The following is a 20,310-nucleotide window of genomic DNA, read 5'->3' as shown; positions in this document are numbered from 1 at the left end:
TATAATCGTGAACCGTTACCCTTTTAAAAGTTATTTCAGTATTTTTGTGTTTCTAAAAAAAACAAACCACATAATAAAATAAAAATGGCTTTAAACACAACAAACCCTACTGGGACTGAGGCGTGGAAAAATCTGCAAAACCACTATAACGCAATTCACGAAACTACGATACAAGAATTATTTCAGCAAGATAATGCACGTGCTGAAAAATTCAACTTGCAATGGAATGACTTTTTAGTTGATTATTCTAAAAACAATATCAGTCAGGAAACAATTTCACTTTTATTAGAATTGGCAAATTCTATTGGATTAAAAAACGCAATTGCTGATTATTTTAGAGGAGAATTAATCAACAAAACAGAAAATCGCGCTGTTTTACACACGGCTTTACGCGCTCCGGAATCGGCAGTAATTAATGTTGACGGAGAAAATGTAATTCCGGAAGTTTATGAAGTAAAAAATAAAATCAAAAATTTTACAAACGAAGTAATTTCGGGAGAAAGAAAAGGTTTTACAGGAAAAGCTTTTACAGACGTTGTGAATATTGGAATTGGAGGTTCAGATCTTGGACCAGTTATGGCAGTTGAAGCTTTACAATTCTACAAAAATCACTTGAATTTACATTTCGTTTCAAATGTTGACGGCGATCACGTAAACGAAATAATCAAAAAATTAAATCCTGAAACAACTTTATTTTTAATTGTTTCTAAAACCTTTACCACTCAGGAAACGCTTTCAAATTCGGAAACTATTAAAGAATGGTTTTTGAAATCGGCTTCTCAGGAAGATATTGCAAAACATTTCGTTGCAGTTTCTACAAACATCCAGAAAGTAACAGAATTCGGAATTAATCCAGACAACGTTTTCCCGATGTGGGACTGGGTTGGAGGAAGATTTTCTCTTTGGAGTGCTGTTGGTTTAAGTATTGCTTTGGCAATTGGTTTTGATAATTACAACCAATTATTAGTTGGAGCTCATGATATGGATAACCATTTCAAATCGGCAGAATTTGACGAAAACATTCCAGTAATTTTAGCTTTATTAAGCGTTTGGTACAATAATTTTTATGGTGCCGAAAGTGAAGCTTTGATTCCGTACACACAATATTTATCAAAATTGGCTCCATATTTACAGCAAGCAACTATGGAAAGTAATGGGAAAAGTGTTGGTCGTGATGGAAAACCTGTAAATTATCAAACTGGAACAATTATCTGGGGAGAACCAGGAACAAACTCGCAACATGCATTTTTCCAATTAATTCACCAGGGAACAAAAAGAATCCCAACTGATTTCATCGGATTTGTAAAACCACTTTACGGAAACGAAGATCACCACGATAAATTAATGTCAAACTTTTTCGCTCAGACAGAAGCTTTAATGAATGGAAAAACTCCGGCACAAGTTCAGGCAGAATTTGACAAACAAGGACTTTCTGCAGAAAAAGCTTCTTACTTATTGCCTTTCAAAGTATTTACCGGAAACAAACCAACAAACACAATTTTGATTGAAAAGTTAACGCCAAAAAGTTTAGGTTCGTTAATTGTATTATATGAACACAAAATTTTCGTTCAGGGAATTATCTGGAACATTTTCAGTTTTGATCAATGGGGAGTTGAATTAGGAAAACAATTGGCAAATTCAATTCTGGATGAAATAAATTCTAAAACTGTTAAGGCTCACGACAGCTCGACAACATTTTTACTAAATCACTTTTTGAAGAATAAATAAATCACAAATTTACAACAAACTGAAACGCCTTAATTTACTTAAAATTAAGGCGTTTTTTCATACAAAAACAAGTATTACACCCTTCAAAAAACACTTATTTGAAAGTTTACCGCTACAGTGCTGTTGAAATTATTACCATTTTAACAAAATACGGTAGATAAAATTTACAAAAACGTTATTTAATTTAATAAAAAAAGAAAAAATCATTTTAATGCGCAACAGAAAACGTAAAACTAATTTTTCTTAACATTTTGATAACATTATCTGATTTTATTGTTATAATTTTGCCAAAAACAATAAACTAAATAACAAATGAAGAAAATGAAAAATTGGTTACTTACTGGACTATTTTTTATGATAGTTTCAACCGTATTTTCTCAAGGAAAAGTTACTGGTACAATTACCGACGCAACGGGCGGTTCATTACCAGGAGCAAACGTAGCGATCAAAGGATCATCTACAGCTACTTCAACAGATTTTGATGGTAAATTTACCATTACTTCAACAACAGGTTCAGGAGAGATTGTTGTCTCTTTTATCGGTTATGACAACAAAACTGTAAAATTTACAGTATCAAATGGCTCAACTACAAACTTAGGTGAGATTACTTTAACATCTAACTCAAACGAATTAAGTGAGATTGTAGTAAAAAGTACAGTAATTGACGTTGCTAAAGACAGAAAAACTCCGGTTGCTGTGTCTACAATTAAAGCAGCTGAAATTCAGCAAAAACTTGGAACTCAGGAATTTCCAGAGATCTTAAAAAACACTCCTTCAGTTTATGCAACTAAATCAGGTGGTGGTTTTGGAGACGCTAGAGTTAACATTCGTGGTTTCAACCAAAACAACATTGCGGTTATGATCAACGGTATGCCAGTTAACGACATGGAAAATGGTTCTGTTTTCTGGAGTAACTGGGCTGGTTTATCAGATGTTGCTTCTGTAATCCAAGTTCAAAGAGGTTTAGGAGCTTCTAAACTTGCTACACCTTCTGTAGGAGGTACAATCAACGTAATCACTAGAACTTCTGACAAAAAAGAAGGAGGATCTTTCTCTTCTGGATTTGGAAATGCTAGAAATTTCAAAGTTCAAGGTTCATACAGTACAGGAAAATTAAGCAACGGACTTTCGGCTTCTGTATTATTATCTCAAACAATGGGAGACGGATACATCCAAGGTACTCAATTTGAAGGATCAAACTATTTTGTTGCTTTAGGATATACAACTAAAAACAACAAACACGATATTCAGTTAACAGTAACTGGTGCTCCACAATGGCACAACCAAAGATCTACGGCATCTACTATTGCAACTTACCAACAATATGGTACTCTTGATGAACCAAACACAAGATACAATGCTGATACAGGATATTTGAATGGTGAGCAATACAACATCAGAAAAAACTACTACCACAAGCCAATTGCATCTCTTAACTGGGATTATGCAATCAACGAGACTACAAAACTTTCTACTGTATTGTACGCTTCTTGGGGACGTGGTGCTGGAGCTAGTGCAACTGGAGGTATTAAAGGAAAAGCATACAATGACGTATTGGCTTTCAGAAGAGCTGACGGTTTAATCGATTATGATAAAATCTACGATTACAACTCTGGACAAACTGTTACAATTGGAGGCCTTACAGGTCCTCAAACAAGAACAAAAATTGGTGGAGTTTACCAAAACAGTTCATTCTTCAGTGGATCAAACGCTGATTGGAACGCACAGACAAATACAAATACATCAGGTATTTCTCAAACTTCATCTATCAACTCTCATGACTGGTATGGTGCTGTAATCAACTTAAACAAAAAACTGTCTAATACTTTGACTTTAGATTTCGGTTTTGACGGAAGAACTTACAGAGGATATCACTATACAGTTGTAAATGATTTATTAGGTGGTGGAGAATATTTCGATAATTTTATCGCTGATTTAAAACCAAATGGAAGACACCTTACAACTACTTACCCAACAACTGTTCAATGGAACGTTTTTGACAAGAAAAACTATGAGAAAATCTCTTTCAATAGTACTGGTAACGTAAAATGGTACGGTTTATTTACTCAATTAGAGTACTCTAAAGATAACTTAAGTGCTTTTGTACAAGGAGCTGTTTCTCAACAAGGATACAAAAGAGAAGATGATTTCGTATATAAAACTGGAGATCCATTAAGATCTACTCCTTACGAAAATGTATTAGGTGGAAACGTAAAAGGAGGTGCTAACTACAACATCAACGAAAAACACAATGTATTCGTTAATGCAGGTTACTACTCAAAACAACCTTTCTTTAACTCAGTTTACCCTAACAACAGATCTACAGTTAACCCTAACTTAACTAACGAGAAAATCTTAGGATTTGAAGCAGGTTACGGATTCCGTTCTAAATATTTTACTGCAAACGTAAACCTTTATAACACAAACTGGGATGACAGATACTTAAGAGGTAATGCTCTTCCAGCTAATACAGTTCCTGGTCTTGCAGCTAACACTACTTATACAGAATACGTAGGTCTTAACGAGGTTCACTCAGGATTTGAATTCGAAGGTAGTTCAAACATCACAGACAAATTAAGAATTACTGGTATGTTCTCTTATGGAATCTGGGAATATAAAGGAAACGCTACTGTAAATGCTTACTATACAGCTGACAACAGCCCAGTTCCTGGATATTCTGCAACTCAAATATACATGGATGGAGTAAAAGTTGGTGATGCAGCTCAAATGACAGCATCTTTAGGAGCTTCTTACGAAGTTTTAACAAGAGTGTTTTTAGATGCTAACTACAACTACAATGACAATTTATATGCTGGAATTAGCCCAATTAACTTTGCTTCTCCAACAAACAAAGGTTCATTACAATTACCTGCTTACGGTTTAGTAGACGCTGGTTTCTCATACAAAATGTTAGTTGGTCAAAACAAAGATAAATCTGTAAACTTCAGATTAAACATCAACAACGTTTTTGACAAAACTTACATCGCTGAGTCTAGAACAAACATCTTTGCTGATGACAACCTTCCAGTTTCTGGTACGCAACAACCTGGAGCAAACGGAACTTACGCTTCAAAAGGATTACTTTACGATGGTGTAGCAACAGCTAACCAAGTATTCTTTGGATTCGGAAGAACTTGGAACTTCCAATTACGTTACGATTTCTAAAATTTAGAATCTTAATAAATAATAAAACGGCATTGACTTTTAGTTTAATGCCGTTTTTTTTATGGCCTTTTTTTCTATATTTGTTTAAAACAAAAAACATAATTTATGGATCATTTTTTAAAAGAACTTCACTCGGGCTGGGCTTACTTAGCATTATTGCTTCTTTTAGTTGCTGTCGTGAATGCGCTAATTGGCCTCAATTCTAAAAAAGAATTTACTGCCAAAGACCGCAAAATTTCGTTATTTGCCTTAATTGGAACTCACACACAATTATTGATTGGTCTTATTCTTTACTTTGTATCTCCTTTAGGGAAAGCAGCTTTCGGGCAAATGTCTAATGCTGAACTTAGACTTACATCACTTGAACACCCTCTTATTAATATTATAGCTATCATTCTGATTACTATCGGATGGTCTAAACATAAAAAACTAATCAATAGCGAAGCAAAATTTAAGACGTTTGCTATTTTTTATGGTTTAGGTTTATTGCTTATTTTAAGCAGAATTCCTTGGAACCTTTGGTTCTAATAAAAAAGTCCTAAATTTGTAGGACTTTTTTTATAATGGCATATTATTTGTACAAACTCCCCAAGTCTGAAAAAAATAACCCATGAAAAACAAAAAAAACTACATACTTACAATGCTTACGGCAGCTTTTATAAGTTGTTTTACCTACGTTATAAGCCAAACCAAGCCAGTAATTGAGCCTAAAGCTCAAGACACCCTGACAAAACCAAATTTAATTCCAATACCGACAGACTCCATTTTTACGGACAAAGGATTAAAATTGAAAACCTACAAAAAAAACGCTCATGCCTCCTACTATGCAGATCGTTTTAATGGTAAAAAAACCGCTGATGGAAGCCGTTTTAATAATAGCAAATATACAGCAGCACATAAAAAACTTCCTTTTGGAACCCGCGTCAAAGTAACAAACGAAGCCAATGGGAAGTTTGTAATTGTAAAAATTACTGATCGTGGTCCATTTGTAAAAACCCGTGAAATAGATCTTTCAAAAAGAGCATTTATGGAGATTACAAAAAGTAAAGGTGCCGGCGCTATGAAAGTAACAATTGAAACGATTATAGAATAAATAAAAAATCCTGCATTAAGCAGGATTTTTTCGTTTAAACAAATTTTCTAATGCTCCACACAATTCCGGTGTGAATGCCTTCGTGATAATTATTAAAATTCAAGGCATCTTCAACATTGCGTAATGTAAATCCCATGCTTGTTAAATATTCATTGTAACTAACAAAAATATTTGCTTCAAAATCTTTTTCTGTTTGTGTTAAAGTAGCCGAAAGCAAATTCCTGATTTCATCAACTTCGGCTTGCGAAACGTCGCCTTCAGGTTTTGTTCCTTTTTTGTACTTCGCAATAAATTCTTCAGAAACCAATGTTGGCAAACCTGATAATTTGTACACTAAAACTTGCTGTGACGACACACAATGTGCAATGTTCCAAATCAGATTATTGCTAAATCCTTCCGGAATTTTATTCAATTGCTCTAATGAATGATTGTCTAAAACCTTCAAAAGATTTTCTCTTATGGTTTTTTGTACTTCAAAAACTGAGTTCATAATTATATTTTTTTCTAAAATTAATCAATTTTAAGCTTTAAATGGATTTTCTTTGCATTCTAACAAAATTCACAAAAAATGAACAAAATATATTACTTAGCTTCTTGCGATACTTGCCGCAAAATCATCAAAAGCTTGCCCGAAAACAATCTGGTTTTTCAAGACATCAGACAAAATCCGATTACAGAAACGGAACTTGAAGAAATGTACAAACTTTCAGGAAGCTATGAAGCTTTATTTAGCAAGAAAGCGCAATTGTACAAATCAATGGATTTAAAAAACAAAAATCTGACGGAAGCTGATTTTAAAAAATATATTCTGGAACATTATACTTTTTTAAGTCGTCCGGTTTTTATAATTGACGGCAAAATTTACATTGGCAACAGCCAAAAAAATGTTGCTGAAGTTATCAAAGCATTATCGTAAGAAAATAAAAACCTTTCTGTACGAAACTGATTAACAATTTAGAACACAAAGCAGCAAACTTTTAATTATCTTTGCGCCTTTATACTCAATTATATGATACATTCTATGACAGGGTTTGGCAAAGCTTCTTTGCAATTGCCTACAAAAAAAATTACGGTTGAAGTAAAATCTCTAAACAGCAAAGGTTTAGATTTAAATGTGCGAATGCCATCGGTTTACCGCGAAATGGAATTAGGTTTAAGAACTTTGATTTCGACGAAACTTGAAAGAGGTAAAATAGATTTCGGCATTTATATTGAAAGCACAGCTGAACAGACTTCAACTAAAGTAAATGTTCCTGTTGTAAAAAATTATATTGCGCAATTGCAAGAAGTTTATCCTGATGCTGACGTTACTGAATTAATGAAAATGGCTGTTCGTATGCCAGATACATTAAAAACAGAACGTGAGGAAATTGATGAAAATGACTGGGATCAAATTCAGGTTACAATTGACGAAGCACTCCAGAACATTTTAAGTTTTAGAAAAGACGAAGGAGCATCTCTTGAAAAAGAATTCAACTTACGAATTGGAAATATTCGTCAATATATGGATGACGCTTTAGCACTTGATCCGGAACGCGTACAAGCTATTAAAGACCGTCTACAAACTGCTATTTCAGAATTACAAGTAAATGTCGATGAAAATCGTTTTGAGCAGGAATTAATCTATTATTTAGAGAAACTAGATATTACTGAAGAAAAAGTGCGTTTAACGAATCATTTGGATTATTTCCTGGAAACTTTAAACGGAACTGAGGCAAACGGCCGTAAACTTGGTTTCATTACTCAAGAAATGGGACGTGAAATCAATACGATGGGTTCAAAATCAAATCATGCACAAATGCAAAAATTGGTTGTAATGATGAAAGATGAATTGGAGAAGATTAAAGAACAAGTTTTGAACGTCTTGTAAATACCACACAAAATTAAAGCTTAAAGCGTATTGCTTAAAGCCTAAAGCATACACAATGAACAAAGGAAAATTAATTGTTTTTTCAGCACCTTCAGGATCAGGAAAAACAACTATAGTAAAACATTTACTAGGGAAAGAAGATTTAAACTTAGAATTTTCAATCTCAGCGGCTTCACGCGACCCACGCGGAGAAGAAGAACACGGAAAAGATTATTATTTTATTTCGCTAGAACAATTCAAAAAACACATTAAAGCGGAAGAATTCCTGGAATGGGAAGAAGTTTACCGCGATAATTTCTACGGAACTTTGAAAGCCGAAATTGAAAGAATCTGGGCTTTAGGAAAAAATGTGATTTTTGATATTGATGTTGCCGGCGGTCTTCGTATCAAACATAAATTTCCGGAACAAACTTTAGCTGTTTTTGTAAAACCTCCAAGTGTTGACGAGCTTAAACGTCGCTTAAAGCAAAGATCAACAGAAAGTGATGACAAAATCAATATGCGAATTGCTAAAGCTTCTGTAGAATTAGCAACAGCGCCTCAATTTGATACTATTATTAAAAACTACGATTTAGATACTGCTAAAGAAGAAGCTTATCAATTAGTGAAAGACTTCGTTTCTAAAAAGTAATTAGTAAACAGTAATTAGTCATTAGCTTAAAAATGAGCAATATAAAATCATATAAAGATTTATTAGTTTGGCAAAAAGGAATTAAAATTGTTTCTCTAATTTATCAGTTAGTAAAATCATTCCCTCAAGAAGAATTATACGCTTTAACAAGTCAGTTAAAAAGAGCATCCGTTTCAATTCCATCAAACATAGCGGAGGGCTATGGCCGCAATACAGATAAATCTTTTAGTCATTTTCTAAACATATCAAGAGGTTCATTATTTGAAATTGAGACGCAATTACTAATTGCAAATGACCTTGGTTTTATAACCAATCAAGCTCTTTACAAAGAAATTCTAAATCAAATTGAAGAAGAATCAAAAATGATTAATGCTTTTTCAAAAACGCTAAAAGACTAATCACTCTTCACTAATTACTAGTTACTATAATGAAAATAGGTCTTTATTTCGGAACATATAATCCTATACACGTTGGTCATTTGATTATTGCCAATCATATGGCAGAATATGCTGGTTTAGATCAAATTTGGATGGTTGTTACACCGCATAATCCATTAAAGAAGAAAGCGACTTTATTAGACGATCAACAACGCTTGCAAATGGTTTTTCTGGCAACAGAAGATTATCCGAAGATAAAACCATCAGATATTGAGTTTAAATTGCCTCAGCCGAGTTATACCGTAATCACGCTCGCTCATTTACAGGAAAAATATCCAAATCATGAGTTTTCATTAATTATGGGTGAAGACAATCTGAAAACGTTTCATAAATGGAGAAATTATGAAGTGATTCTTGAAAATCATGATATTTATGTCTATCCAAGAATTTCGAATGAACCTGAAAACACGGAATTAAAATCGCATCCAAAAATTCATGTAATCGATGCACCTATTGTAGAAATTTCTTCCACTTTCATTAGAAACAATATTAAAGAAGGGAAAAATATTCAGCCATTACTTCCTCCGAAAGTTTGGGAATATATTGATCACAATAATTTTTATAAGAAATAAATGCTTTTCTCCGCTTCAATTTTTATTCCAGAAAAACCTAAATTTTTTAATTTAACTTGTTCAGAAAAATTATCCTATTTATCAATTGGAACAATTACAGTATATGGTTTTGCAATGTTATTAATTGAACATTTCTTTAAGTATAAATTTTCTGAATATTTTTTTTATCCTACTGTGGTTCTTTTACTTGTTCATATTGCGGGGATTTTCATTAGATTCACTGAATTTGAAAATCTTAATGGATATTTCGAAGGAAAAATTTCATTTGAAGAAAATTCTTTAACAATAAATGAAATAGAATACAGATACTCAGATTTAGAAAATCTAGTTATTTATGGAAACTCATTTTCTGGAGAAAGAACAAAAAACTATAGATATGGGCCAATGTATGGGAATGGTGTCGAAAATCTTATTTCATTTACTTATGATGGAATTAAAATTGAAAAGTATTTCCAGTTAAATTCAGAACGACATCTTGACGAATTACAAGAGGTTCTAATCCATATTTTAACCACTGAAAAACTTCCTTACAAAAGAGAATATCTTGATTTTATAAATGATGAACATCGTTCATTTTTACTTTTCGAACTACTTGTTGGGAAATTAATTCGAGAAAAACGAATCGAATGCGCAGAAGGAATTCGCCTAATTGGACTTAATTCAAAAGAAACTGAAGAATTTAAAGCAAAATATTGTTCGTCCTTAAAGTAAAAAAGCCTGAATTTAAAGATTCAGGCTTTTTGCTTTATAATTAAGCTTCGATACTTGCTTCGCTTTTCACTCTTATTCTAATTTCACTCAGCGATTGATCAATCAAAAGTTTTCCATCTCTGAAAACCTCTTTCAATTCACCCTGTTTTTCTTCTTCCCAAGAAACATTATCAGTTAGATGATATTTCCCGTCAATTAAATCAATTTTCATTAATCCTTTAGCCGATTTTTTCGTTCCGTCATCTGTAATTGGATCTTTGAAAATGGCTCTTCCCTCACCGTTTACTTCTCCGTAAGTCGCTTTCATTGCAAAACCGAAAGTATCTCTGGTATTGTATTGATAAGTAAAAGATCCAATTCCTAAAACAACATTTGTAGAAGCGAACCCTTTGGCTTTTAATCTTTCGCAGATTTGAGTTGCTCTGGCCACAGTAATACTATCTCCGTAAATAGCTCCGATTTGAGGAACCAATTCTTTAAAACCTTTATCATTTACTGATCCTCCAAAAACATCCCAAAGTAATTCAATAACTCCTTTTTTCTCTTGTTCTGTTTTTCCATTTGGATTTCCGCAGATAATATCTACTGGATCACCACTATCAGGACGAATCACAACTTTACCTTCTCTTGAAACGATTTCCTCTTTTAATCTCGGAAGATAATCCGTTAAAACTTTCCATAAATCCCAAGTATCAGAAACGATAGAAACAATTCCTTTTGGATATACTTCTGTAATTAACCTTTTGAAAGTTTCATATTCGCCTTCAGTTGTTCCCATGCACATTACAGAATGTTCTGTTGCCGCAACTGAACCTGCTACAAGCTCTAAATCTGAATTGGCATTGTAATATTCTTCCAAGAAATCAATTGCCGGAATTGTATCAGATCCTGTAAAGCTTAATAAGTGTCCAGCAGCTGATGTTACTGAAGCTTCAATTCCACCCATTCCTCTCATTGAGAAATCGTGTGCCTGCCAATCTACAAATTCTGGTACAGATGAAGTTTCTGCTGCGTATCTATCCAAAACTTTTCTGTATTCTTTTGCCAATGTAGCTGAGTTACAAGGCAACCAAACCACTGCAGAAAGTAATGTTTCAAAATAATTGGTCAACCAAAAAAATTCCGGAATTGTATTGTATATCGTAAACATTGGTACTCTCAGTGGAACGCTTGCTCCTTCTGGCAAAGCTTTAAATACCATTGGAATATATCCTAAATCGTGTAAATCCTCGATATGTTTTGTACCAACTTGGTTTTCGCCTAAATAATTATTGATTCTACGAGCGTATTTTTTAACTACTTCTTCTTTTGATTTTTTAAAGAAATATTCTTCAAAATCATGAATAATATATTTTTTGATGAAATACTGAAGTCCGAAAAACACAACTTCATCAAGTCCTTCAATTCTAGATTTTCTCGGTGTCCAGTTAGAATATACAATTGTTGTTCCGTCTGGATATTGTCTTCTGTGGTCAACTTTGTAACCGTCGGTTAGTAATAATGGGTTCATATATTTTTATTTTAATTTTTCTGCTAATCGTTCTGCTAAATCTTTTATATCGTTGGATCTCACTAATTTTTCAATCCATTTTTGTGGAATATTTTCAATTCCATAATAAATACCGGCCAAGCCTCCTGCAATTGCTCCTGTAGTATCGGTATCTTCTCCTAAATTAACGGCTTTTAAAACAGTACCTTCATAGGTATTCAAATTTAAAAAACACCATAAACTGGCTTCTAAACTATGAAGCACATATCCTGATGAATAAATATTTTCTTCAAGATATTGTGAAATATCATTCTTTAAAATTCTATCGAATAACTGAATTTCCAAAGGATTAAATTTCTTGTCCTTTAAAAATTCAGATATAATATCTTGTATCCTCGTGTAAGCTTCTATTTTATCATTCCCTTTTAAAATTTCTAAGCAATACACTACATAGATGAAACATGAAAATACAGAACGAAAATGAGCATGGGTTATAGATGAAACTGCTTTTACTTTTTGATAAACAACTTCTATATCATTTTCATTTCTAAGATAAAAAGCCAAAGGTAAAATACGCATTAAAGAACCATTTCCATTGTCTCCTTCAGAAAAACCGCCGCATAAATCAGGTTGATGTCCTTTTGCTATATTAAGAATTGCATGTCTAGTGGCTATTCCAATATCAAAAACTTGACCATGTGGTGTCCATAATTCTTCACTATACCATCTGACAAATTTTTTGGCGATATCATTTAAATCAAAACCTTTACATAAACTTTCAGCTAAACAAAAGACAAGAGAACTATCGTCACTCCATGTTCCTTCCGGCTGATGATGCGTACCAAACCCAAACATATCAGAAACAGGATTTTCTTTTAAATATTTTCTTGATTGAAATTCGACTGGAACTCCTAAAGCGTCGCCAATCGCTAAACCAAATAAACCTGATTCTATGTTATACTCAAAATCACTTCCTATTATATCCTTATAAATCTTGAAATTCTCATCATCAAAACAGACAAAAATGATTTTTTCGAATTGATTTTTCTGTTCAAAATTATGGATAATATTAAGAGCAATTTCTGCAGCCAAATCTTTTGGAAACTTATATATACCAGTACTTATATTAGGAAAAGCAATTGTTTTTATATTGTTTTCGACGGCCAATTCTAAAACACGCAAATAACAGTTTTCCAACAATTCTGTTTCAAGACTTTTCCCACCATTCCAAACCGGACCAACGGTATGAATTACATATTTTGAAGGCAAATTACCAGCAGTTGTAATTACGGCATCTCCAACTTTACATCCGCCTTGCTTATTACGAATCTGGATACATTCCTCTAAAATTGCTGTTCCCCCTTTTCTATGAATTGCTCCATCTACTCCACCGCCACCAAGCAAAGAAGTATTTGCCGCATTTACAATAGCGTCAACATGAATCTCTGTTATATCTGCTTTTAGAAGTTCTATTTTCATAACAAAACTATTTCAATTCCTCCCTAACTTCCATCAAAGCAAAACCTAAAAGATTCAATCCTTTCCATTTTTCAGGATTTAAGGCATCTGTATGATCACTTGCCATTCCAATTCCCCAAACAGGATCTACGGGACTTGCTTCTACCAAAACACGGTCATTTGTATTCAGTAAAAAAGTTTTTAAATCTGCATTCTGATTGAACTTATGATAGTTTCCTTGCTTTACAATCTCGTATCGGTTTTCTAACCAAAGTTTATCGTCATAATTTCTGACTTCACGACCCAACTTTTTGGCTTCAGCGGGAGAATCAACTAAAAGAATTTTTTCTAAGATTTCTTTATCTTGGAACAATTCTGCTTTTTTGGCCATCATCCAGTGTTCAGCTGTTTTGTAAATCACACCATCGACTTTAAAAGAGCTCAACCACCATTGGCTGAAACAAGTTTTCGTAATCGTACCGTCTTTACTTGGTTGATGTCCCCAGAAAAATAAAAACATACTTTCTGGAACTATAGTATCTATATTGTATTTCATATCAATTCATTTAATTTTATTTGAACAACTCGTTCATCTTCAAAATCTTTAAAAGAATTTGTGGTGAAAATTTTATCAAAACAATCTAAAACTTCAAAACCTTTATTGAAAATTCCGTGACTTACAGCTAAGTATAATTTTCCGGCATTTTTCTTTTTCAATTCTTCAGCAAGACCAACAAAAGTTCCGCCACCGTCGCAAATGTCATCTACAATCAAACAATCCATTCCGTTGAGATCATCTTCGTAGACTTTAAAACCAGATAATTTTCCGGTTTTTACATCACGGCTTTTGCTGCATTCTACCACTTCAACACCGCCTAAAAATTCAGAAACTTTGTAAATTTTCTTTAGAGCGCCGCCATCTGGAGAAATCAATTTTACGTTTTCACCAATTACTTTTAAAATCTCTCTGACAAAAGTATGGTTTGGAATTACGGTACAATTATTAACCAAAGCTGGAGTAACTTCTGAATGTGCATCAAAAACAAAAACTTTATTCAATTGTAATCCGTTTATAACGTCAGCATACACTTTTACAGATAATGGTTCTCCTGGAATCATAACACGATCTTGTCTTGCAGCCGGAAAATATGGGATAAAAAGATCGATAATTTTAACATCCATTCTGTGTAAAGCATCCACAGTAATGCACAACAGACCTAAATCATTGAAAGAGTTTAATCTGTGTGTAATGGTAACTTTTTTGTTTGGATCAAAATCTAGACTGATTTTAATGTGAGGTTCTCCTCCAGAAAATGTAAAACTTTGAAATTTGATTTCTTCCTGATTTTGAAAAGGAGTGAAATTTGGGTCAAGATTTAGTATCATAGTTTTTTAGTTTGCGTTAATTATACGCAAATGTAGAATTTAATTTTAAATAAACAACTTATTTTGTGTAAAAATTACGCAAACTTTATTTCGAAGTGAAAGCCATTATCTATTAACTCATTGTATTTCAACTTATTGAATCTAAAAAGTTTTGCTGGTCTTCCGTTTTTTATTGGAGAAAAATTATCTGTTTGCTCTAAAATTCCGTAGCTAAGAATTTTTTTTCTGAAGTTTCGTCGGTCAATTTCTTTTTCTAAAATAGTACAATACAGATTTTCAAGATCCGAAAACAAGAATTCTTCCGGAAGCAAATCGAATCCAATGGGTTCATAAGTCAGTTTTGCTTTTAGCCTTTCGATTCCTTTTTTTAAAATTAAATTATGATCAAATGCCAAAGACGGAATTTCATCAATTTTAAACCATTGTACCCTTTCGGCGTCAGTATCGGCTTTAATTTCCAAATTTGAGGCATCCACTAAAGCATAATATGCCACCGAAATAACGCGATTTCTGGAATCGCGATTAATATCATCTCCAAATGTGTATAATTGTTCCATAAAAGTCAATTGCACATTGGTTTCTTCATGCAATTCTCGAATAACTGCATCTTTCAAAGATTCATTGTCCTGAACCAAACCGCCAGGCAAAGCCCAATATTTCTCCGAAGAACCAAATTGCTGTTCGATTAACAATACATATAAACCACTGCTTTTGTAACCAAAGACAATAGCATCAACAGCAATTCTAATATTTTGCAATTTTTCCATACTTAAAAATGATATTCGAACAAATATAACGAATGAGAGTCAATTTTATAATTTAATGCCGAAACATAAACTACAAAATTGACTCTCATTCGTTATTCATTAACTTATATAAACTGCTAATTCACTGTAACAGTTCGCTTCTTAGTTGTACCACATTCTGAACCATCTTTTTTAACCGTAACAGTTGCTACCGCTTCATAGGTCCCAGGAGCAGTATAAGTATGAGTAACAACGGCACCAGTTCCTGTTTTCCCATCTCCAAATGTCCATGTTACACTTTGTAAAGTACCAGATCCAGTATATTCAATTGAATAATTCATTAATTTTGGATTAGTGCCATCTGTAGAATTATGTATTTGTACATAAGCAGATTCAAAAGCACAATCTACGATAGATTCTTCTGCTTTACTACAGGAATTAGAAATAAAAAATACTAAAGCAAACACTGAAATTGTCAAAATCTTTTTCATAATTGGAAACTTTTAGCGGTTCGTTTCTCAAAATTATCCCTTAAAAAAATAAATTCAAAACAAAATCGAAGAATTTTCATATGTTTTATTAATAACAAAAAAACATAAAATACACATTATCAAACTACAACCTATTTCCAAAAAACAATTTAAGTTCTTTCTCAATAACTTCAAAAATCGACTTTACACTATTGTTTTTTGGCGCCAATAAATACACAAACTCTTCCGGAACATGAAAACTGTTCCAAACCAATTGCAATTTATTTTCTTTAATATAATTTCTCGCATTACAATTCCACGTTGCGGCTATACCATCATTTTTTGACAATAGTCTTAGCATTTCTGATTGTGAAGGAATAATATAATTAGGAATCATCGATGGCCTCTTTTTATTAAAAGCATGAAGCCAAAATAATTTTATATGCGGAATACGAGCATCATGACTGTACCATTTTTGAGTATTCAGCCATTGTTCGATTTCGGCAAAATTGTCTGTTTTTAATCTTTGACGAAATTCGGTTATATCTAAACTTGTCGGAGCAACCAATATCAGTTTTATTTTACCAACAATTTCGTAAACGGTATCAAATGTGTCAAATCGTTTTGTCGTAATCGCAAAATCAAGTTTTTTAGAATTTACTAAATCAAAAAGCTCATCATTCTCTGCGAAAGTAAAATCTATCAAATCAAATTTTGAAATTAAAAGAGCTCCAACGCAGTCAAAAAGATGTTTTGAAATTCCAACCGAAATTAATCGGTTTGCATCTTCTGCTTTTGCCCTGAAGCCGGTTTCGACACTTTCAAGTCTGTCTAGCGCGTCTATTATCAAATTATTCAGTAACTTAGCGTATTCAGTTGGTTCTACGCCTTTTGACTTTCGATTAAATAATTTATTACCAACATGTGCTTCAAGCATAGAAATTTGCTGACTAACGGCAGGCTGGCTCATAAATAACTCTTTTGCAGCAATCGAAAAATTTCCATTTTTGTAAACTGCCTTAAATGTTCTGTACCATTCTAAATTGACCATGACATAAATTTATTTATAACAAACATAGTTTATTTTATTTTTACTGATATCACTTAAGATGTAAATTTGTCAAAAATTTAATCTTATGAAAAAAATAGCACTACTCGCAATAATTGCAATTACAGCCACAAGCATTTCTGCATTGGCACAAAAATCAAATAAAAAAGGTATGAAAAAAGTATTATTTGTTGTGACCAGTAATGATAAACTGGGCAACACAGGAGAAAAAACCGGATTCTGGTCAGAGGAATTAGCGGCGCCTTATTACGAATTATTAGATCAGGGAGTTGAAATTACAATTGCATCTCCGCTTGGAGGACAACCACCAATTGATCCAAAAAGTTCTGATCCAGCATCAGCAACTGAAGACACAAAACGTTTTGATGCAGACAAAGTTTTACAGGAAAAATTAAAACATACTTTGAAACTTTCAACAGTAAATCAAAAAGATTATGATGCTGTTTTTTATCCAGGAGGTCACGGCCCGCTTTGGGATTTAGTTGAAGACAGAAATTCGATCACTTTAATCGAATCTTTTTATAATCATAAAAAACCAGTTGCTTTTGTTTGTCACGCTCCTGCCGTTTTGAAAAATGTAAAGGTTGATGGTCAATATTTAGTAAAAGGAAAAAAAATAACTGGTTTTACCAATGAAGAGGAAGAAGCAGTTGGATTGACAAAAGTGGTTCCGTTTTTATTAGAAGACGCTTTAGCATCAAACGGCGGAATTTTTTCAAAAGGACCAAACTGGCAACCATACGCAGTTGAAGACGGGCTTTTAATTACAGGACAAAATCCAGCTTCGTCTAAATTAGTTGCTGGAAAATTGTTGAAAAAATTAAATTAAGACGCTGAGATTCTAAGCTACTAAGATTTTAAAAAGCTTAGCGCTAAACCGATAACTAAATGAATAAATAATAACCGATGTTGAGATTTTAAGATTAAGTTCAGCATAGGACTTAGTCCCTTAGAACCTTAGCATCTTAGAACCTTAAAAAAAATGCTAAACTTTGAATTATATAATCCGACGAATTTAATTTTCGGAAAAGGGCAAATAGAAAAGCTTTCGGCTTTAGTTCCAAAAAATGCTAAAATATTATTGGCTTATGGTGGCGGAAGTATTTTTAAAAATGGAATTTACGATCAAGTAATCCAAAATTTAAAAGGATTTGAAATTGTGGAATTTGGCGGAATTGAACCAAATCCAAGATTTGAAACTTTAATGAAAGCTGTTGACGTAATAAAAACAGAAAAAATTGATTTTATTCTTGCCGTTGGTGGTGGATCTGTAATTGATGGAGTGAAATTTATTTCTGGCGCTGTTAATTTCGAAGGAAATCCTCTTGATATTCTTCAAAAAAGAATTTTAATTAAAGAAAATGCAGTGCCTTTTGGAACCATTTTGACACTTCCAGCAACGGGAAGCGAAATGAATTCGGGTTATGTGGTAACTATTGAAGCAACTCAGGAAAAATTGGCTTCTGGCGGAAGCGCTTTATTCCCTCAATTCTCCATTTGTGATCCAACTGTGATAGCTTCTTTACCAAAAAGACAAATCGAAAATGGTGTTGTAGATGCTTACACACATGTTATGGAGCAATATTTGACGTATCCGCATGACGCTTTTCTTCAGGACAGAATTGCAGAAGGAATTTTGCAGACTTTAATTCAAGTTGGTCCCGGAGTAGTCAAAAATCCAACAGATTATACTTTGGCTTCAAACTTTATGTGGAGCTGTACAATGGCTTTAAACGGATTAATCCAGAAAGGTGTTCCAAGCGATTGGGCAACACATATGATTGGTCACGAATTGACTGCTTTATACGAAATTGACCACGCAAGAACTTTGGCAATTATTGGCCCAAGTTTATATACCGTAATGTTTGAAACTAAAAAAGGAAAACTGGCTCAATACGGAAGACGCATTTTCAATTTAACAGGTTCTGATGACGAAGTAGCAAAAGAAGCAATCAACAAAACCGTTGAATTTTTCCACACAATGGGAATGGATACTAAACTTTCGCAATACACAACTGAATATTCAAATACGGCAGATTTTATTGTAAATCGTTTTGACGAAAGAGGCTGGAAAGGTTTAGGCGAAAATCAATTGGTTACTTTAGAAAAAGTAAAATCAATCGTAGAATTGAGTTATTAAACTTTCAAAATTAATTAAATCAGAAAAGGCGTTCTTAAAATAACTTTAGGAACGCCTTTTCACAATACTAAAACAAAACTAACTAACTCAATTTTTATTAAACTCATTAAAATTTTAATTTATAATCACTTACAACGTAAGGTTTATTATTTTATTGTGTACAACGCAAAATATTTTTTTATTTTTTTTCTAACCACTTGAAAAACCGTGGTATTTAAAGGAGATTTTCAAATTTCTTAAATCAGATTTTGTATTATTACTACATTATTAAGTACTTTTGTTTTAAATTATTAAAATAATGAGCGAAAATTTAAAGTTTGCAGTAATTGGTGGAGGAAGCTGGGCAACTGCAATTGCAAAAATGTTATGCGTAAATCAATCTGAGATTGCATGGTACATGCGCAACGATGCTGCAATCGAGCACATTGAAAAATACAAACACAACCCAAACTATTTAAGTTCAGTAGAGTTTGACACTAAAAAACTTAAATTAACCAACAATATCAACGAAGCAATTGAATATGCCGATTATTTAATCTTCGCTATCCCATCTGCCTTCTTAGATGCCGAAATGAAAAACATGACGGTTTCTTTGTCAGACAAAATTATTTTCTCGGCAATTAAAGGAATCGTTCCTGAAACAAGCTTAATTGTTGGAGAACATTTCCATATTCAATATGATATTCCATATTACAATATTGGTGTTATTACAGGTCCTTGTCACGCAGAGGAAGTGGCGTTAGAAAGACTTTCGTATTTGACAATTGCTTGTGGCGATCCTGAAAAAGCCTGCAATGTTGCCAAATCACTTTCTGGAAATTACATTAAAGCTAAAATTTCAGACGATATCATCGGAACTGAATATGCAGCAATGCTGAAAAACATTTACTCTATTGCTGCCGGAATTGCTCATGGTTTAGGTTATGGCGACAACTTCCAATCGGTTTTAATGAGTAATGCGATTCGTGAAATGAAGAAATTCATCAGAAAAGTACATAAAATGAAACGTAACATCAATGATTCGGCTTATTTGGGCGATTTATTGGTTACAGGATATTCCGTTTTCTCAAGAAACAGAATGTTCGGAAATATGATTGGAAAAGGATATACCGTAAAAAGCGCCATGATGGAAATGAGCATGGTTGCCGAAGGATATTACGCAACAAAAAGTGCTTATAAACTAAATCAAGGTTACGGTGCAAAAACGCCAATTATAAACGCTGTTTATGCCGTTTTATATGAAGGAAAAGACGCAAAATCTGTATTTAGAAAATTAACTGAATCTTTGGATTAGTCTTTTTAAAAGAAAATAGAGTATAGAATAAAGAAAATAGACTTTAGAAAA

General features: G+C 33.0%; 21 protein-coding genes. 13 read left to right on the top strand and 8 right to left on the bottom strand.

Annotated elements, in window-relative coordinates:
• The first annotated feature begins 84 nt into the window (after positions 1–84).
• From pgi to ACNFIH_RS13940, 4 genes are all read left to right on the top strand, one after another.
• The gene (pgi, locus tag ACNFIH_RS13955) at positions 85–1,728 is read left to right on the top strand and encodes a glucose-6-phosphate isomerase (RefSeq protein WP_426483614.1); all 1,644 of its coding nucleotides are present in this window, start codon (positions 85–87) and stop codon (positions 1,726–1,728) included.
• Between the two features lie 312 nt (positions 1,729–2,040).
• On the top strand, positions 2,041–4,893 hold the full coding sequence (locus ACNFIH_RS13950) for a TonB-dependent receptor (RefSeq protein WP_426483613.1): 2,853 nt from the start codon (positions 2,041–2,043) through the stop codon (positions 4,891–4,893).
• A gap of 105 nt (positions 4,894–4,998) precedes the next feature.
• Complete coding sequence (locus ACNFIH_RS13945) at positions 4,999–5,421, top strand: hypothetical protein (RefSeq protein WP_035653017.1); 423 nt, start codon at positions 4,999–5,001, stop codon at positions 5,419–5,421.
• An 82-nt stretch (positions 5,422–5,503) separates the two neighbouring features.
• Positions 5,504–5,986: a septal ring lytic transglycosylase RlpA family protein gene (locus ACNFIH_RS13940; RefSeq protein ID WP_426483612.1), complete on the top strand. Its 483-nt coding sequence runs from the start codon at positions 5,504–5,506 to the stop codon at positions 5,984–5,986.
• A gap of 34 nt (positions 5,987–6,020) precedes the next feature.
• On the opposite strand, the gene ACNFIH_RS13935 is transcribed toward ACNFIH_RS13940, so the two are convergent.
• A complete protein-coding gene (locus tag ACNFIH_RS13935) occupies positions 6,021–6,476 on the bottom strand; it encodes a DinB family protein (protein ID WP_426483611.1) in 456 nt (151 codons plus the stop codon).
• Positions 6,477–6,554: 78 nt separating this feature from the next.
• Between ACNFIH_RS13935 and ACNFIH_RS13930 the strand changes: the two genes are divergently transcribed.
• The 6 genes from ACNFIH_RS13930 (at position 6,555) to ACNFIH_RS13905 (ending at position 10,207) form a co-directional block, all read left to right on the top strand.
• Complete coding sequence (locus ACNFIH_RS13930; RefSeq protein ID WP_343538169.1) at positions 6,555–6,902, top strand: arsenate reductase family protein; 348 nt, start codon at positions 6,555–6,557, stop codon at positions 6,900–6,902.
• A gap of 93 nt (positions 6,903–6,995) precedes the next feature.
• Positions 6,996–7,856 carry a YicC/YloC family endoribonuclease gene (locus ACNFIH_RS13925; protein WP_035652998.1) on the top strand — a complete coding sequence of 287 codons (861 nt, stop codon included), beginning with the start codon at positions 6,996–6,998 and terminating at the stop codon, positions 7,854–7,856.
• A gap of 55 nt (positions 7,857–7,911) precedes the next feature.
• Positions 7,912–8,487, top strand: coding sequence for a guanylate kinase (gene gmk / locus ACNFIH_RS13920; protein ID WP_142451483.1), 576 nt, complete (start codon positions 7,912–7,914; stop codon positions 8,485–8,487).
• A gap of 32 nt (positions 8,488–8,519) precedes the next feature.
• Positions 8,520–8,885, top strand: coding sequence for a four helix bundle protein (locus tag ACNFIH_RS13915; protein ID WP_426483610.1), 366 nt, complete (start codon positions 8,520–8,522; stop codon positions 8,883–8,885).
• A gap of 29 nt (positions 8,886–8,914) precedes the next feature.
• A complete protein-coding gene (gene nadD, locus ACNFIH_RS13910) occupies positions 8,915–9,496 on the top strand; it encodes a nicotinate (nicotinamide) nucleotide adenylyltransferase (RefSeq protein WP_035652994.1) in 582 nt (193 codons plus the stop codon).
• Positions 9,497–10,207: a hypothetical protein gene (locus tag ACNFIH_RS13905; protein ID WP_426483609.1), complete on the top strand. Its 711-nt coding sequence runs from the start codon at positions 9,497–9,499 to the stop codon at positions 10,205–10,207.
• Between the two features lie 40 nt (positions 10,208–10,247).
• On the opposite strand, the gene ACNFIH_RS13900 is transcribed toward ACNFIH_RS13905, so the two are convergent.
• The 7 genes from ACNFIH_RS13900 to ACNFIH_RS13870 form a co-directional block, all read right to left on the bottom strand.
• Positions 10,248–11,717, bottom strand: a complete 1,470-nt coding sequence (locus ACNFIH_RS13900; protein WP_426483608.1) for a nicotinate phosphoribosyltransferase — start codon at positions 11,715–11,717, stop codon at positions 10,248–10,250.
• A 6-nt stretch (positions 11,718–11,723) separates the two neighbouring features.
• Positions 11,724–13,175 carry an O-acetyl-ADP-ribose deacetylase gene (locus ACNFIH_RS13895; protein ID WP_426483607.1) on the bottom strand — a complete coding sequence of 484 codons (1,452 nt, stop codon included), beginning with the start codon at positions 13,173–13,175 and terminating at the stop codon, positions 11,724–11,726.
• A 7-nt stretch (positions 13,176–13,182) separates the two neighbouring features.
• Positions 13,183–13,710 carry an NADAR family protein gene (locus ACNFIH_RS13890; protein WP_426483606.1) on the bottom strand — a complete coding sequence of 176 codons (528 nt, stop codon included), beginning with the start codon at positions 13,708–13,710 and terminating at the stop codon, positions 13,183–13,185.
• On the bottom strand, positions 13,707–14,540 hold the full coding sequence (gene prs, locus ACNFIH_RS13885) for a ribose-phosphate diphosphokinase (protein ID WP_426483605.1): 834 nt from the start codon (positions 14,538–14,540) through the stop codon (positions 13,707–13,709). Before prs ends, ACNFIH_RS13890 begins: the two co-directional genes overlap by 4 nt.
• Before the next feature lie 74 nt (positions 14,541–14,614).
• Positions 14,615–15,307 (bottom strand): NUDIX hydrolase, encoded by a 693-nt coding sequence (locus ACNFIH_RS13880; RefSeq protein ID WP_426483604.1) that lies wholly within the window; start codon positions 15,305–15,307, stop codon positions 14,615–14,617.
• Positions 15,308–15,423: 116 nt separating this feature from the next.
• Positions 15,424–15,777 carry a PKD domain-containing protein gene (locus ACNFIH_RS13875; RefSeq protein ID WP_426483603.1) on the bottom strand — a complete coding sequence of 118 codons (354 nt, stop codon included), beginning with the start codon at positions 15,775–15,777 and terminating at the stop codon, positions 15,424–15,426.
• Positions 15,778–15,901: 124 nt separating this feature from the next.
• Positions 15,902–16,807 (bottom strand): LysR family transcriptional regulator, encoded by a 906-nt coding sequence (locus tag ACNFIH_RS13870; protein ID WP_426483602.1) that lies wholly within the window; start codon positions 16,805–16,807, stop codon positions 15,902–15,904.
• Between the two features lie 85 nt (positions 16,808–16,892).
• Between ACNFIH_RS13870 and ACNFIH_RS13865 the strand changes: the two genes are divergently transcribed.
• From ACNFIH_RS13865 to ACNFIH_RS13855, 3 genes are all read left to right on the top strand, one after another.
• Entirely contained in the window at positions 16,893–17,654 is a 762-nt protein-coding gene (locus ACNFIH_RS13865; protein ID WP_426483601.1) for a type 1 glutamine amidotransferase domain-containing protein, read from the top strand.
• Between the two features lie 153 nt (positions 17,655–17,807).
• The gene (locus ACNFIH_RS13860; protein WP_426483600.1) at positions 17,808–18,965 is read left to right on the top strand and encodes an iron-containing alcohol dehydrogenase; all 1,158 of its coding nucleotides are present in this window, start codon (positions 17,808–17,810) and stop codon (positions 18,963–18,965) included.
• A gap of 298 nt (positions 18,966–19,263) precedes the next feature.
• Complete coding sequence (locus ACNFIH_RS13855) at positions 19,264–20,259, top strand: NAD(P)H-dependent glycerol-3-phosphate dehydrogenase (RefSeq protein ID WP_142451477.1); 996 nt, start codon at positions 19,264–19,266, stop codon at positions 20,257–20,259.
• The last annotated feature ends 51 nt before the right edge of the window (positions 20,260–20,310 follow it).

The sequence above is a fragment of the Flavobacterium sp. 2 genome (assembly GCF_049949195.1).
Taxonomy (GTDB): Bacteria; Bacteroidota; Bacteroidia; order Flavobacteriales; family Flavobacteriaceae; genus Flavobacterium.
This window is presented reverse-complemented; position numbering and strand designations above follow the sequence as displayed.